This window comes from Blautia obeum ATCC 29174, from assembly GCF_025147765.1.
GTDB classification, from domain to species: Bacteria; Bacillota; Clostridia; order Lachnospirales; family Lachnospiraceae; genus Blautia_A; species Blautia_A obeum.
The window spans coordinates 3,295,538-3,311,189 of sequence record NZ_CP102265.1; the positions used below are offsets into that span (position 1 = coordinate 3,295,538).

Sequence of the window (15,652 nt, forward strand, 5' to 3'; positions counted from 1 at the left end):
CGCCCAACAAAATTAATCCATGTTCAGATTTTGCAAAAGTTTATTCATAAATTCCTTTTTTCTAGTTCTGCTGACTGGTATATGTACACTATGAATCACACAGTCAGAACCAACAATGCCTTCTACATGATTCATGTTTACCAGATACCCCTTGGCGCACCGGAAGAAATTATGAACTATCAATTTTTCTTCCAGTTCCTTTAACGTAACTCTGGAACTGTAATCCCCTCTTAAAGTATGAAAAACTGCATTATGTCCCTGTCCTTCAATAAAATAGATATCTGCTATATCTGTTTTTACGATTCCTTCTCCAATCGTAATCATAAGAAATTCCTTTGCTTCAGAACGAATACGTCCAATTGCTTTATCCAGTTTCTGCGAAAAAGAAAAATACTCAACTGGTTTTACTACATAATCCATTGCATCAACTTCATATCCACGTACTGCATATTGGATCATATTTGTGATAAACATGATAATTACTTTCTGATCCATCTGACGGATTTTTTCTGCTGCTGTCATACCGTCCATAAACTGCATTTGGATATCCATCAGAATAATGTCAAAACCGCCACTGTAATTCTCTGTGATATCTTCTCCATCACCAAATACTGTAACCTTTATTGATCTTCCCCTTTCCGTTTGATATTTCCGGATATACTCTGTTAATTGTTTTACGTAAATTTCTTCATCTTCCACAACTGCAATCTGTATCATCCTATACCCTCCGCAAAAATTGCATTCTTTGTAACTGTTCAATCACACAATTTAGTTCCAGGTTTTTATTATTTTATAAATATCTTTTATTTCAGTATATCACTGCTTTTTTCTTGCATCAAGCGGATCTAATTTTACAAATTACAGCTGTATAATCTGGTTTTCTTTTATCATATATCCACAGTAAATCTCCTCGTTCTTTAAATAGAAAGTAGAAATTCTGTTAAGTTTTCAATAGCATCTGGTTTTTCTGATAGTTCTTTCCCCATCAGTCCCTCTCCCATAATACTAGAATCCGCACTAAGAGACGCAGCGACTCGACTTGAATTCCATACAGCTTCATACATCATTTCCTGATTCTCTTTTGTTACTTTATTGAGAACGTAATAAAATGGTTTTCGAATACTTTCCGATAATTCCCCGATTTTTTTGGAAAGCTGTAGGGATTCATATGATGGATCTATGATTATCAATATCAAATCTACACCGTTATCAATTCCACGTCCAAAGTGTTCAATACCAGCCTCCATATCCATTAGCGCAAATTGGTCTTCTGTAAGCCTGAGATTTTGGATAAATTGAGTCATAACTGTTCCCATAGCACAAGAACACCCTTCATTTGCCTGATGGATTTTTCCACTGCTCATCAGTTTTACACCGTCCTTCAGACTATAATAATCTTCCGGTATATCATCTATAGTCCAGATTTCCTCAAAAAACTGATGAGTAAATTTTGATAACATCATATCATTTAAAACATTTTGCTTACCACTGAAATAATCTGTAAAATCTCTGGGAAGCTTCATACCTAGCTGTCGGTGTAGACCATAATTAGATTCATCGGAATCAATTACCAAAATTTCTTTTCCTCGTCTGGCTAAAGCCTTAGCCAAAAGACTGGTTACTGTACTTTTTCCACATCCGCCTTTTCCGCAAACTGCTATTTTCATCTCTATATTTACTCCTTTACCCGTAATTGATTATTTAATGACTTTTACTTTCCTTAAATGCTTCTTACTCCACTTCCTCCAGTTCTGTTCCTTCTGGAAGAATATATCCGCAGTTATCACATACTCCGTCCTCTGCAAGCATCCCGTCTTTCACAAAGGCTTCAATGCCTCCCGATTCATGACAGCGTGGACAATCTAATTCCTGTATCTTTTTCTGATTTCTTACATCCTGACAATTGGAAAATTCAATTTTACCCATAGTGATTCCTCCATTTTCATTCCATATCAATTTGTCTTCGCAAAAAAGTTCCTACCATACGGGAAAAATTGCTGATATTACGAATATAGGCAAAATCTTTTCCATAGATTCTCTTTTCCACGGAGAGCTCTTCTTCATTCCCTACAAAAATACCAATTACGAAAATTCCCTGATTTCTGGCCCGACGCACCTCATATGCAGTATCTTTCGCAGCTTTTTCTCCGTCATAGATCTTGGGCTGGCGGGTTCCTGGTCGTTGTATGCTCATATCACAGGGTTTTCCATCACTTAATACGATTAAAATCTTATTTTTTTCCGGTCGCTCCATGAGAGAGGAAGAGACTGTTTTCAGTGCAAGCCCATCTCTGTTATTGGCATATGCCCGAAATTGAAAGATTCTTTCATTTGTTTCCCTTGGATCTTCATAATCCCGAAATCTCTGAAGTACTGTATATCCCCAGAAAGCACAGTATCCTGTCACCCGATGAGGAATTCCTGCCTGGCTTAATGCTTCACTGATAATATATCCCTGAGCCGCTACCTGAGCCTGTCTGTCAGCCTGGGAACCACTGGAATCAATCAGGACGTCTATTACAAACTCAGAATCATCAGATCTTTTTTTTCTATTAAATAACTTGTCATCGTCTGTTCTTCCAATTTTCCATAACCTCTCAGGAACAAGCTGCCCTGCATCAGATCTGCTGACAAAATCATCCTTTCGGATTATAAATGCCCGTTTCAGTGACTCTGCCAACACAGAAATATTTCTTTTGATGATCCAGTGATTATTTCCATAATAGGCTTTATTTTTTTCAAACTGCAGCTGAGAAAAACGGTATTGATTATTTTTTATCACAGGGCTCTGTAAAATTCCATCTGTAAGATACAGGATACAGTTTTTATGGATTCCTGTACAAAATTTCCGGTTGACTCTGACCTGCTCCGATTCACTTAGATACGATTTTCCGTAATTCAGTTCCACATATTCCCGTATTCGTCGCACTGCCTGTGGATTTATATTTTCCGAGCTTTTCGGAACTTCTTCATTTTCCGGCGAGAAATAAAATCTTTTTTTCTTTTTGTTTCTGATATCCAGACTCATCATCTTTTTTTTGAGATTAGAAAGATATTTTTGAATGATGTCTTCCATCTGTTCATCTGTCATGCATTCCTGCCACGCGTCATTGGCCAATGCCATATCCGGCAAATTCAGAATCTTCTCCAGATTTCCATTTCTTTTTTCAAAAGAGGGATCCAGAACATGATTATAAATCTCGTCTATCACGTTTATGACATCTTCCGTATTTTCCGCATCCTTCAGAGAAAGAATCTTGTACAATGCAATCTCTGCCTGTGGCTCCATTCCCTTATCGTCTGTGTTCTCCAGAACATGCCTTATATACAGAAGCCTAATCCTGTGAATCAGGTCTGTTCCAGCTTTGTCTGATACTTGCTCTTCCTCGGCTTTTTCCAATTCTCTGAACGCCTGTTCTCTGATTTCCTTTGTTCCCAAACGTTCTCGAATGATAAAACGATTCACTGCAGCATCCATGCATAATCCAGTAAGAGGCAAAAGCATATCTTCTCCAGCAGAAAAATATATTTTTTTCATCAAATACATGCCAAGTTTCTTCTGATCAAAATATCGTGCAAAGGCACCCTGCTTCACTGCCTCATATAGAACCGTTTGTTTTGAATAAACATATTTTTCTGTGTCCGGTTCAAATTCTATATCATAATCACCACTGACTGTCCAAAAAAGATTTCTGATACGATTGCTGACCTCCAGACGATGTTCTTCCAGTTGTTCCGCCGGCCATCTGACATCCTCCATACAAGTTTACCCCCATATGTCTTTTCCGGTCCAGGAAGATGGGATTCTGGTAGAAACCACATCTTCTACGATCTCTTTTTCAAATACATCAAAACTTTTATTTATGATCCCCATCTGGATTGCTTCAATTGGAGAAAGTCCGCTTCTTGTTGCTTTTACAGCAGAAACCAATCCTCTCAGGTCGAGAGATTTTGTTGAGATTTCTCCATGATAAGCTTTGATCTGCAAATCCAGAAACAGTCCTGCAAAAGCTTTCAATGCACTTTTTTTCCCCTCTGGAAAATGTTGTCTTAATACAAAAAGGACACTATCCTCATCCATTTCAGGCATATCAATTACCATAAACCTTGAAATCAATGCTTCATTTAGATCTCTGGTACCTGCGTAACCATAATTCATCGTGCCGATAAATCGTGTTGCCGGATGAAGTAAAATCCTGTTATATCCTGGAATATCGATTCTGCGCCGATGATCCAGTGTGGCATGCAGTACAGAGACCGCATCATTTTTTGCCATATTGATTTCGTCCAGGATTCCAAATCCTCCAAATTCCGCGCATTGGTAGATGGGGCCTTTCCGAAGGCGAACCTCATTATTTATAAAGGTATCCGTTCCAATCAGATCGGCACTGTCTGTATTTACATGAAAAGAAATGTCGTATTCCGGTCTTCCGAATATCCATGCCAGTGTCTCACATAGTACATTTTTCCCTGTAGCTTTCGCACCGGAAAGTAACAGGTTATCTCCCTGAAGAAGCGCTGCTATTGACATTTCCAGAATCTTTTTCCCATAAAACAGGATATCCGGTTTTTCTACCCGTTCCTTTACCTGATCCTCTACCTCATAACGCATGTGAAAATCTCTCAGTTCTCCAATTAGTTCCTGCGCTATCTTCTGGTCTTCTAAATATTTTTCTATTTCTGCCCAATGATTTCTCATGAAGATTTTCCTTTCTTTACAATTAGTTATGCCAAATCAGATAATATTTCTGTTTACTCAATCTTCAAACTTTCAATCCTCCAACTCACAATCCCAACTTCTTTACAATTTCTCCCAGTGCACTTCTTACAGGAGAATCTTTCGGAAGCTGTATGATCGGCTTTCCATCACAGTCATACTGATATACCTGGTCATCATGTGGCACAACCCCTAACAATTCCAGTCCCTGATTTCGAATTTCTTCCAGAGTTCCGGCATCCAGTTTTCCATCTGGAACACGATTCACGATTAATCCAGTTTTCTGTGGTTTAAAGTTTAACTCCTTCATCAGCTTTGCAATACGTCCGGCTGCCTGAACACCTCTTCTGGAACAGTCACTTACAAGAATCGCAACTTCCATCATTGGCAGGATTCCTCTGCTGATATGTTCCATACCTGCTTCGTTATCAACCACAATATATGGATAATGGCTTTGCAGTTTCTGAACCTGGGTCTGCACAAGACCATTTACAAAACAATAGCAGCCTTGTCCCTGGGTTCGCCCCATTACCATCAGATCATAATCATCTTCTTCCGCAATCGCATCAGAAAGACGCATTTCCAGATATGCCTGTTTCGTCATACCGGATGGGATCTGATATCGTGGATCTACGCCTGCCCGCTCAATTTCTTCTCTCAGCTCTCCAAGTGTGATCTCCGGCTCCACACCAAGCACTTCATTTAAATTGGCATTCGCATCTGCATCCACGGCCAGAACCGGACGTTTCCCACTTTCACACAAATACTGGATCAATAATCCACAAAGTGTTGTTTTTCCTACGCCGCCTTTTCCTGATATTGCAATTACATGTCCCATGTTTTTCCTCCTAATATTCTGAACAATCTGTTGACTTTTTCTTTAAACCCCATTATAGTTGTTACTATATAAATTACAATAATCAATCTTTGAGATTTGTATGGCTACTCAACACATCAGAAAAATTGTTGAGGAATCATACGATACCAAATAATACAGGAGTATATAATGTCAGAAAAAACCAGAAAACAAGATCGCCGTACCCGCTATACCAGGCAAACCATAAAAAATACGTTCTTAGAATTGTTAACGCAGAAAAGTTTTACGAAAATTACAGTTACAGAGATCTGCAAAAATGCTGAAATCAACCGTGGCACTTTTTATCTTCATTACTACGATATCCATGATGTATTATCAGATATTTTTAATGATATGACTCAGGATATGTTAACAACTGTAGATCATTTATTCTGTCTAAATCAAAAAAGCTGTTCCTATCCGTTCTGTCAGAAAATACAGATGGAATCACAATACAGGGCACTGTTTCTGGATGATGCAATTGCCCCTATTCTTCTGGAAAAAATAGCAGAAAATACAAAAGAAGGCTATGTGACCTGGCTTATGTCACACAGCCTCCTGACCTTTGAACAGGCAGAATCGGTTTTTTATTTTCAAATGAACGGCTGCCTTTCCATCAACAGACTGATGCTCCGCAATCACTGTAATGACTGGAAACAGATTCAGACAGTAATCGACAAATTTATCAAAGCCGGACTGGAAAGTTTTCTGATTCATGATCAGAGGGAAGAAAATGCTTCCGATAATTTTTGCAGTAAAATTTCTCCAACTGTTACCGCATCTTCTACACTCAGATAATGATCGGCATGATCTTGAAGAAATAGTTTTCCCGATGCAGGAAATTCTTCATCCGCAAACCATATCTTTAAAGTTACCGGATATCTTGGCAGAACTGGAAAAACAGCACACAGATCCGCCTTTGTCTCTGTGAATTCTGCACCCAGACTTGTACATGCTTTCTGAATTTTCTCAGGCTCTTTGTCCTGCAAAAGTTTTTCCAGTTTCTGCTCTGCAGTCCGGTCAAACTTGGTTCCTCGAATCAATCCATCTTTCAGGTTACCAAAAGTAATGAGCTTCTGTGAACCTTCTGTTCCATCGGCCATATCCAGATAATGCAGCAATATCAGATAATGCCATTCATCCATATTTGAGTTAATACGAAACTCAGGGAGTTGAATTTCAATCGTTTCATAAAAACTCAGTACTTCAAGCGCATTCCGGCTGCTATGAAAAACAGCCCCACTTTTTGCAGCAATATCCTCTCCAGAACGATTTTGCAGCCGTTTTACTGCCGCCTGCAACATTTCCTGAAATGCACGATTTTCTGTTTGATTTTTGTATTCCATAAACTCTCCTTTGCCGTAAGTTTCATTACTGTGTTGACTTTTCCTTTAATCCCCATTATAGTTGTAATTATATTATTTACAATCATCAAACATTAAAAAATGTACAGTTTATCAACACATTAAAAAGAACTGTTGAGAACTTAGGACGTTTTAAACAAACCAAAAATATTTTCACCCCAAAACGTGAAAACAAGATTATTATATCATACTACAAGGAGCTTCTTATCATGAAATACTCAACGAAATTAAGTGATACTGTTCATGTGATGGTTCTGATTGCTATCAACCAGGAAAAATCCCTCTCCAGTGCCTCAATTGCAGAAAGTGTCCATACAAATCCCGGCTTTGTACGCCAGCTTATGTTAAAACTAAAAAAAGCGGAACTTATGACCAGTGTAGCCGGACATGCCCGTCCTTCTCTTTCAAAACCAGCAGAACAGATTACATTGCTGGATATTTATAAAGCAGTTGAAGGTGATAAACCTTTGCTTCATTTAGATACTCATACCAACCCTGATTGCGGCGTTGGCATTAACATTCAGTTATCTTTGCAGGGATTTTACAATGAAATTCAAAAGGATGCCGAAGAAAAAATGAATACGATTACTTTACAGGATATCATAGATACCTACTATCAGCGGACATCTATAGAAAATAACTTACAGAATATTATTTAACAGGAGAACACTTTCATGTACCTTCAGCAAATACGAAATGCCACCATTTTTTATATTATGGCGGAAAAAAATATTAATTGATCCTTCAGAGCATCCTCTAGTTCATTCTGATCGAGGATGTCATTATCGTTGGGTGGAATGAGTCCATTTCAATATAGACGTAGTTTAGGAATAGCAATTTAGTCCAAGAAAACGTCCCCCCCGGGTTGCAATAACTTTTGCATTCAACCGTTCTGTCTTGCACCCATAAGCTCGATTCCGGTTCCTGTGATGTGTGTCTGGAGGTCTTTTGTATAATCACCACCGGAAAGTGCGATACCGAAAAGTCTCTCGCTGGATTCACAGATATCAAGAGCTTTCATAACACCTCTTGCTGATTCAACAGCTGCCATGATCAGGACACTTCCTTCCGGAAGTCCAAATTCTTTTTCTGCTGAAATGATCTCACGCTCTACAAGCTGCACATCCTGTGCACTTTCTGTCTTAGGAATACGAATAGAATCACATCCACCGGCTACTGAACAACGAATGTCTTCTTTCCAGTAAGGGCTGTCCAGTCCGTTGATTCTGACTACTCGTTCACAAACACGATAATTAATCGTCTTAAGTGCATGATAGAGTGAAAAACGTGCTGCATCTTTCTGATTTTCTGCTACTGCATCTTCCATATCCAGCATGATGGAATCCGGTTTGTAAATATATGGATCTTTGATAAGTCCTGGTTTCTGTGCATTTCTGACAAATATAGAAAAAATTCCCGCCAATGGTAAAATGATTACAAGCTGTCTCAAAAGTGAAATAACCAGTGATTCCATACCTCCATCCAGTGCCTGATAAATTCTCTGATAAGCAACATTGATTCCGGCAAACAAGAAACTTAAAGAAATCACCCTCATTGCACCGATAAATATGTTCTTGACTGCCTGCATTTTGTTGCTTTCCGCCATTTTTGTTCTAACTCCTCTCTTTTCTGGCACAAAAAAAGTGCACACCCTGTCTTATAAGCTGGACTTACGCTCACAGGCTACACACTTTTTTTCATGACGAATATTATATTTTAAACTTACTGACCGTCCCTTTTATTCCGTAAATGTATATCGTACAAAAGAGCCGTTATTATCTCCTGTTACGATTACAATGTCTCCACTCTCATTACTTGTAGTTTCCAGGATCGGGAATCTTCCATTTTCTTTTACATAAGCTTCCGGGCTGGCTGCTTCTGCCTCTATCAATGTTTTTTTGCTGTATTGTTCTCCTCCACATGGATTTATATCCTCAATAAAAATTTCATACTCATGCATATCTGCTTCCTCCTGAAATTAATTTTGTAAAGGCGAGTAACGTATATTTTGCTTTTCTGCATGATTACGCCACTCGCCACTATCTTTATTATAAAACTATTTTATTCTGGTTGCAAAAGCAGTTTTTACTAAAAAAGCACCTTCTGTTTTTAGTCATTATTACCACAGCAGAATACGATTCTAAATCTCTTAAATGCTTTTTTCATAAATCATCCAGAATGTATTCCATCTGCCTCTCTTTTGTCTTCATTCCCATTTTTTCATAGAATTTTTCTGCTGAAGTATTTCCTGACCATACATTTAATGTCACTTCATAGCAGTGCATTTTCCTGGCTTCTTTTTTTACATGCTCAAACAAGCTTTCACCGATATGCTGACCTCGTGCCTGCTGGTCAACGCATAGATCATCTATAAAAAGCGATTTAAACTGCACCATATTATTTGAGAAGGGCTGTTCCTGCAATTGACAAAAGGCATACCCTACACAAACATCAGACTCGTTCACTGCAACATATATCGGTTTTTCTTTATTTTTCAAAAGCTCTGTTAATTCTTCCACTGTATATTTTGTTGTATCGGGAATAAAAATATCAGGTCTTATGTCTGCATGGATCTGCAACACCTGTCCTAATAGCTCTATAATTCTTGGAATATCTTTTTCTTTAGCTTTTCTGATAATCATGTTTCGCTCCTCCATTAAATCAATCAAAATCTCTGGTAATATTTGTGAGCCATTTGCCTCTGAAATAGTGAATAAATACCACAGGCATTTTTTCGAACTCATCCAGAGTCATTACAAAGTACACCCAGATTGGAGGCAATTTTAAAACATATGCGGCAAGGAAAGTAAGCGGCACTGCAACAAGCCACATAAATATGGAATCTATGATCATTCCAAATCTGGAATCACCGCCACCTCTGAAGCATCCGCAGATAAGGCAGGTATTGATACCTTCTCCCACAAGACGCCAGGTTGTCATAATTATAAAAATGCCAAGATAATAAATGGCCGTCTCTGTCAGTTTATCCCGATAGAAATCCAGTATTAGCGGACGAAGCGCCAGAATAATGACACATCCGATCAGACTCACAACCATTGTTATCCTGAGCATGCGCTTTCCATATTCTCTTGCTGTATCAATGTTATCTTTACCCAGTTCCTGGCTGACAATGATGGTAGTCGCATTGGCAAAACCACGACAGGCGATCGCACCAATATTTACCACCATGACAGCAACTGCATTTGCGGCAACCATATCATCGCCAATATGGCCGAGTATTGCTGCGAATGCTGAGCTGGCAAAACTCCAGACAACATCATTTATTACAGCCGGGGTGGCAATTTTCATAAAGTCCTGGAACAGAATACCTGATTTCGTAAAGAAGTATTTGATCCGGAATCTGACATCGGAACTTCTTAATGAATAGATGAGGCAGATCAGTACTTCTGTGATTCTGGCAATGACAGTACCAAGAGCCACACCAGTAACGCCAAGCTTTGGAAGTCCAAACAGACCAAAGATAAAGGTCGCATTACAAATTACATTGACACAAAGCGAAACAATGTACGTGACAGATGGCAGCATTATTTTTCCGATACTTCGAAGGGCACTCATAAAAACCTGAGAAAATCCCATAAACATAAATGAAAATGAAATTACCCTTAAGTATTCACTGCCGGCAGCAATCGTATCCGGACTGCTTGTAAAGATCTTCATGATCGTAGTTGGCATTGTGAAGGAAATCACGAAAAATACAAGAGAAACGATCAGTGAGATTCGTTCCGCCAGGCCGAGAATTCTTTCTACAGTCTTTTTATCACCTTTTCCCCAGTACTGTGCACATAAAACTGAAGTACCCGTGGCCATGCCATAATATAAACAGAAAAGAATAAAAGTATACTGGTTCGCAAGGGATGAAGCCGCCATGGCAGTCTGGCTTACATATCCAAGCATTACCGTATCGGCAATGTTTACCAGAGTTCCGATCAGATTTTGGATCATGATCGGAAAAGCTAGTTTTGATGCATGTTTCAAGAAATCTTTTTTATTTAACATACATGGTTTTTCCTCAGTTCTTAGTATTCATAACCAATTGTATCATACTCCTTCAGAAAATACATTAATATGGTGGAAAAAATCAGCACTACCACTTTTCAGGAACCTATATACTCTCAAAATATCCAACAATTCCTATATAACCATCTTTCTTTAAAGGAGACCATAGGGTGTGCAGCTTCAGAGCACACATCTGCCTTTTGTTCTCTACTTTTGCCATTACGTGCAATAAAACCTCTTTATTCTGTATTGATGTCTGATCCAATAGATTACTGACTTGCCGTATATCTTCTCTGTTTACTTCAAACACATTAGATATATCGTACTTCGGATCATTTTTTTGACATATTATCTGCTGTTTTTCATTCATTATACTAAGCTGACCTGAAATGACATTGTATTCAATGGAGGTTTTTCCACTATTCGTTTTAAAAAACTCAATCTTTTCCTGCATAAGCTTAATGACACGCTGGGAATAATTTTTACGGGGTAAAGACTTTTCCCTAAGTATTTCATCAGAGAGTCTCTGCGCTTCATAATACTGTTTATTATCATCTGGTTTATTAGTAAACATTCTGGAAAATTGAAGGCTGAGTTCTTTCAGACATTTAAGAAGAACTGGATTAAACTGTCCACACTGCCCATCCAGGATCATTCGGATTGCTATATCATGATCAAATGCTTTCTTATAACATCTTTCACTGGTAAGTGCATCATAAACATCGACTATCGATACAACCTGTGCAGAAATCGGTATTTCTTCACCCTTCAGTCCATCCGGATAACCCTTTCCATCCCATCTTTCATGATGCCATCTGCAGATTTCCCATGCAGTATGCACCAATGGTTTATCCTTTGGGAAGCGCATATCCCGGATCAGGGATGCGCCTATCTCACTGTGGGTTTTCATAATCTTAAACTCTTCATCCGTCAGCCTGCCCGGTTTATTCAGTATTTCTTCCGGAATACCCACTTTACCGATATCATGAAGGGAGGATGCAGTTGTGATCAAAGCAATATCTGCCTCTGTCAGAGGATAAGCATCTGTTACTTTTACCAATTTTCTTAACATCATTTCCGTTGCTGTTTTAATATGCAGAATGTGCTCACTGCTTTCGCTGTTGCGAAATCCCAGTACATTACTCAAAATTCCGATCATAATATTGTTGTTTTCTTCTTTTTCATAAACCTGGTCTACAACCACATTTACCAGACGCTTTTGGTTCGCATAAAGTGCCAGTGTATTCTGGACTCTTTTCTTTACGATAACAGAGTCAAAAGGCCGTGTAATATAATCGGTAATACCCATCTCATAGGCTTTACGCATAGTATCAACAGATTCTTCAGAGGAGATCATAATAACTGGAGTTTCATCGATCCATTGGAAACGGTTCATCCATTCCAGGACTCCAAAACCATTCATCTGTGGCATGTTGATATCCAACAACATCAGGTCAATCTCCGGATTTTCTTCCACTATCTGGATTGCCTGATTTCCATTTTCAGCTTCCAGATAATTATAAGTTTCTCCGAGAATCTCCTTCAATATAACCCTGTTAAATTCCGCATCATCCACAATAAGTATTTTTTGTCTTTTATCCATTATGATCCCTTCCTCTTATACCTTCATTAATATAGTTTAGTGAACATATCCTGAAATTGTTTTTATCACTTTCTCAGGCACAACCGGCTTTGACAGTTTCATGCTGCGAACTGTCCTCGGCTGTCAAAACGTACATCTTCTGCCTAACCCAGCAGATTGTCGTGTAAGGTACTGATCAATTCTTCAATAACTATTGGCTTGGATAAGAATCCATCCATGCCACATTCCAGGGCTTTCTTTCTGTCCTCATCAAAGGCATTGGCAGTCATGGCAAGGATTGTAATCCCCGCCAGTGCCGGATTATCCAGAGCACGGATCTGCTTCGTAGCTTCATATCCGTTCATTACCGGCATCTGCACATCCATCAGCACCAGATCATAATTACCTGGCTCCGAATTCTTAACTTTCTCCACTGCCTCTGCTCCATTTTTGGCAGTATCAACCAGGAATCCATATTCATTAAGGATCTCCACCGCAATTTCTCTGTTCAGTTCATTATCTTCCACAAGCAGTATACATCTGCCTCTGAAATCTGAACCTGCTGCCGGAAGAACCGAATCTTCTGGTTCAGACTGACTCTGGCCGATGGCAGTCATCAAGGTTTCTCGGATATCTGACATAAACAGAGGTTTCGCACAGAAAGCAGTCACCCCTGCTGCTTTGGCTTCTGCTTCGATATCTGACCAGTCATAAGCAGTCAGGATAATAATCGGTGTATCGTCACCAAGGCTGCGGATCTGACGCGTAACTTCAATTCCATTCATATCCGGCAGACGCCAGTCAATGATATACGCATGGAAGGCATCTCCCAGTTCCATAGACTGCCGTGCACGGAGAACAGCTTCCCTGCCGGAAAGTGTCCATTCTGAGCGCATTCCAACCCTCACAAGCATTTTTGTCACACTGTCACAGGTATTAAAATCGTCATCTACAACCAATGCCTTAAGTCCTTCCAGTTCTGCGATCTTCTCTGTGCGTTGATGCTCAGGCTGAGTTCGAAATGGCAGACGGACTATAAATTCGGTGCCTTTGTCCTGCTCTGTCTGAACCTCAATAGTACCGCCCATCATATCCACAATATTCTTGGTAATGGCCATTCCAAGTCCTGTACCCTGAGTCCTGCTGACTGTGGAAGTACGCTCCCTCTCAAAAGGAGAAAAAATCTTCTGTACAAATTCCTGACTCATACCGATTCCATTATCCTTAACCCGGATTTCGTACAGCTCACTGCCTTTCTGTGTTCCATGACACTGTCTGATCCGAACAGAAACGGTTCCTCCTGCAGGTGTAAACTTAACTGCATTGGACAAAAGATTCAGCAGCACCTGGTTCAGCCGCGTCTTATCACAATAGACATCCTCATTTGTAACATCCATTACATCCATATAAAGTTCCAGCTGCTTTGCATGGATCTGACCACTGATGATCGTCTTCAGGTCATGAAGCACCTCCGACAGACTGACCTCCGTTTCTTCCAGATGGATCTTTCCACTCTCAATCCGGCTCATATCCAGTATATCGTTGATCAGTGAGAGCAGATGGTTGCTGGATGAAAGTATCTTACCCAGATAATCCTGAACCCTTTTTTTATCATCAATATTGCTTACTGCCAGTGTGGTAAAACCGATGATCGCATTCATTGGTGTCCGGATATCGTGAGACATGTTGGAAAGGAAAGTACTCTTTGCCTTGTTTGCTGTCTCTGCCGCACGTACTGCCTCAGAAAGTGCCTGGTTCATTTTCCAGTCAGAGGTACGGTCTGACATAACCAGGATATATTTCTTTTTCCCGTTTACCTCACTGCCCATTGCAATATTATGGAACCAGCGTTTTTCCCCTGTCTTCAGATGAACATATTTAAAATCCCCTTCCCTCTGTTCATGAACCTGGATTTCCTCCAGATAATTCTTCTCTAGATCTTCATGTTCTGCCGGATGCAGTTTTCCCAGAACACGAATATCTTTACGAATCTGCTCTGCCGTAATCCCCAGCAGCTTTTCCGCATTTGGACTGACGTAATCTGCCTGATATGTTTTGGCATCCAACATCAGAAAGACGTCATCCACGTTCATTGAAAGCTTTTGGAACAGCTCATCACGGTACAGGATCTCCGTATCCTTTCTTCTGAGATTGGTTCTGTTTGTTTGAATAATAAGACTGATAAGAAAAGCAGCAATACAGAGCACCACCACACCAACAAGAAGCATTGTACTACGCTGCAGACTGTTCATACTGGCATTGACGATATCCGCCTGGACAAGTCCCAGGAACATCCAGTCCTGAATATTCGATTTTTCATAGACCAGATAATAATTTCCTCCATCCAGATTCAGTAGCATCGCATCGGTACGTCCCACTTTAAACTTCTCCAAAAGTTCATTGAACTCTTTTTCAGACATATCAGAATGCTCTCTCAGAAGACCAAAGAAATTATACACGTTCCCCCATGACTCCGAAGAATGATCAATCACAACACGACCATTCGGATGAACAATTAAACTCTGAGCATTTCCATTGAAAGCAGAAATATCCAGCACTTCTACGATATCAGAGTTTTCATAGGCAATGGCAATCGCATCATATTCAAATCCCTGATATATTCCATGAGCCTCAGGTGTGGCAAAAACAAGCAGCTGTGATTTTCCGGGAAGTGCCGCATTCGCTATCACATCATTTCCCTGCCGGATATCCTCTCCAATATCTTCCTGTAATCCAAGGTACCCGGTTTCCCCTGTTGGCATCTTATAGTTCCCGTCGGCTGACAGAAAAAAGAATTCCATAAAGCCGGCATCTTTCTGCGCTTTCTTTATATAATCACGGATTTCGTCTTCGTTGGAAATATCCTGCAGATTCTCGCCCCACATATGAAGATATGTCAGATTCTTATCTGTCAGTTCTCTCAGCATGTTATCAGACTGATGAAAAACTTCTGTCAGATGAGAAACACTTTCCTCATAAATAGTTTTCGACACAAATCTGAAATACTGGAAAACCATCAAAACAATTCCTACCAAAACAGCTATGAAGACCGCAATCCTTAACTGTTTTCTCATAACAGTCTTTTCTCTGTTTGTATTATGATTCTTAATATTCAT

Annotated in this window: 14 protein-coding genes and 2 pseudogenes; 2 read left to right on the top strand and 14 right to left on the bottom strand. The window is 39.6% G+C overall.

The features are described 5' to 3' along the window. Positions 1 to 12: 12 nt before the first annotated feature. From NQ503_RS15770 to NQ503_RS15795, 6 genes are all read right to left on the bottom strand, one after another. On the bottom strand, positions 13 to 717 hold the full coding sequence (locus tag NQ503_RS15770; RefSeq protein WP_005423151.1) for a LytR/AlgR family response regulator transcription factor: 705 nt from the start codon (positions 715 to 717) through the stop codon (positions 13 to 15). Between the two features lie 200 nt (positions 718 to 917). Continuing rightward, positions 918 to 1,667, bottom strand: a complete 750-nt coding sequence (locus NQ503_RS15775; protein ID WP_005423149.1) for an ATP-binding protein — start codon at positions 1,665 to 1,667, stop codon at positions 918 to 920. Positions 1,668 to 1,731: 64 nt separating this feature from the next. Next, positions 1,732 to 1,926 (bottom strand): hypothetical protein, encoded by a 195-nt coding sequence (locus NQ503_RS15780; protein ID WP_005423147.1) that lies wholly within the window; start codon positions 1,924 to 1,926, stop codon positions 1,732 to 1,734. A 16-nt stretch (positions 1,927 to 1,942) separates the two neighbouring features. Continuing rightward, entirely contained in the window at positions 1,943 to 3,760 is a 1,818-nt protein-coding gene (locus tag NQ503_RS15785) for a cobaltochelatase CobT-related protein (protein WP_005423145.1), read from the bottom strand. 6 nt (positions 3,761 to 3,766) lie between these two features. After that, positions 3,767 to 4,699 carry an AAA family ATPase gene (locus tag NQ503_RS15790; protein ID WP_005423143.1) on the bottom strand — a complete coding sequence of 311 codons (933 nt, stop codon included), beginning with the start codon at positions 4,697 to 4,699 and terminating at the stop codon, positions 3,767 to 3,769. A gap of 85 nt (positions 4,700 to 4,784) precedes the next feature. Continuing rightward, positions 4,785 to 5,555 (bottom strand): ATP-binding protein, encoded by a 771-nt coding sequence (locus tag NQ503_RS15795; protein ID WP_005423141.1) that lies wholly within the window; start codon positions 5,553 to 5,555, stop codon positions 4,785 to 4,787. A gap of 168 nt (positions 5,556 to 5,723) precedes the next feature. On the opposite strand from NQ503_RS15795, the gene NQ503_RS15800 reads away from it, so the two are divergent. Further along, positions 5,724 to 6,371, top strand: a complete 648-nt coding sequence (locus tag NQ503_RS15800; RefSeq protein ID WP_005423137.1) for a TetR/AcrR family transcriptional regulator — start codon at positions 5,724 to 5,726, stop codon at positions 6,369 to 6,371. Here NQ503_RS15800 and NQ503_RS15805 read toward each other — a convergent pair. After that, positions 6,293 to 6,919, bottom strand: a complete 627-nt coding sequence (locus tag NQ503_RS15805; RefSeq protein ID WP_005423133.1) for a DUF3786 domain-containing protein — start codon at positions 6,917 to 6,919, stop codon at positions 6,293 to 6,295. The genes NQ503_RS15800 and NQ503_RS15805 overlap by 79 nt on opposite strands. Positions 6,920 to 7,146: 227 nt before the next feature. On the opposite strand from NQ503_RS15805, the gene NQ503_RS15810 reads away from it, so the two are divergent. Then, complete coding sequence (locus tag NQ503_RS15810) at positions 7,147 to 7,596, top strand: Rrf2 family transcriptional regulator (protein WP_005423129.1); 450 nt, start codon at positions 7,147 to 7,149, stop codon at positions 7,594 to 7,596. Positions 7,597 to 7,826: 230 nt separating this feature from the next. Here NQ503_RS15810 and NQ503_RS15815 read toward each other — a convergent pair. From NQ503_RS15815 to NQ503_RS15845, 7 genes and pseudogenes are all read right to left on the bottom strand, one after another. Next, positions 7,827 to 8,342, bottom strand: a pseudogene (locus NQ503_RS15815) (HpcH/HpaI aldolase/citrate lyase family protein); the annotation flags it as partial. Further along, positions 8,322 to 8,513 (bottom strand): annotated as a pseudogene (locus NQ503_RS17800) (MATE family efflux transporter); the annotation flags it as partial. The pseudogenes NQ503_RS17800 and NQ503_RS15815, both read right to left, overlap by 21 nt. Before the next feature lie 162 nt (positions 8,514 to 8,675). Next, positions 8,676 to 8,897 (bottom strand): hypothetical protein, encoded by a 222-nt coding sequence (locus tag NQ503_RS15825; protein ID WP_005423125.1) that lies wholly within the window; start codon positions 8,895 to 8,897, stop codon positions 8,676 to 8,678. 202 nt (positions 8,898 to 9,099) lie between these two features. Then, on the bottom strand, positions 9,100 to 9,579 hold the full coding sequence (locus NQ503_RS15830; RefSeq protein ID WP_044925110.1) for a GNAT family N-acetyltransferase: 480 nt from the start codon (positions 9,577 to 9,579) through the stop codon (positions 9,100 to 9,102). A 19-nt stretch (positions 9,580 to 9,598) separates the two neighbouring features. After that, complete coding sequence (locus NQ503_RS15835) at positions 9,599 to 10,954, bottom strand: MATE family efflux transporter (RefSeq protein ID WP_005423122.1); 1,356 nt, start codon at positions 10,952 to 10,954, stop codon at positions 9,599 to 9,601. Positions 10,955 to 11,060: 106 nt separating this feature from the next. After that, the gene (locus NQ503_RS15840) at positions 11,061 to 12,557 is read right to left on the bottom strand and encodes an HD domain-containing phosphohydrolase (protein WP_005423120.1); all 1,497 of its coding nucleotides are present in this window, start codon (positions 12,555 to 12,557) and stop codon (positions 11,061 to 11,063) included. Positions 12,558 to 12,700: 143 nt separating this feature from the next. Then, positions 12,701 to 15,652 carry a hybrid sensor histidine kinase/response regulator gene (locus tag NQ503_RS15845; RefSeq protein ID WP_044925158.1) on the bottom strand — a complete coding sequence of 984 codons (2,952 nt, stop codon included), beginning with the start codon at positions 15,650 to 15,652 and terminating at the stop codon, positions 12,701 to 12,703.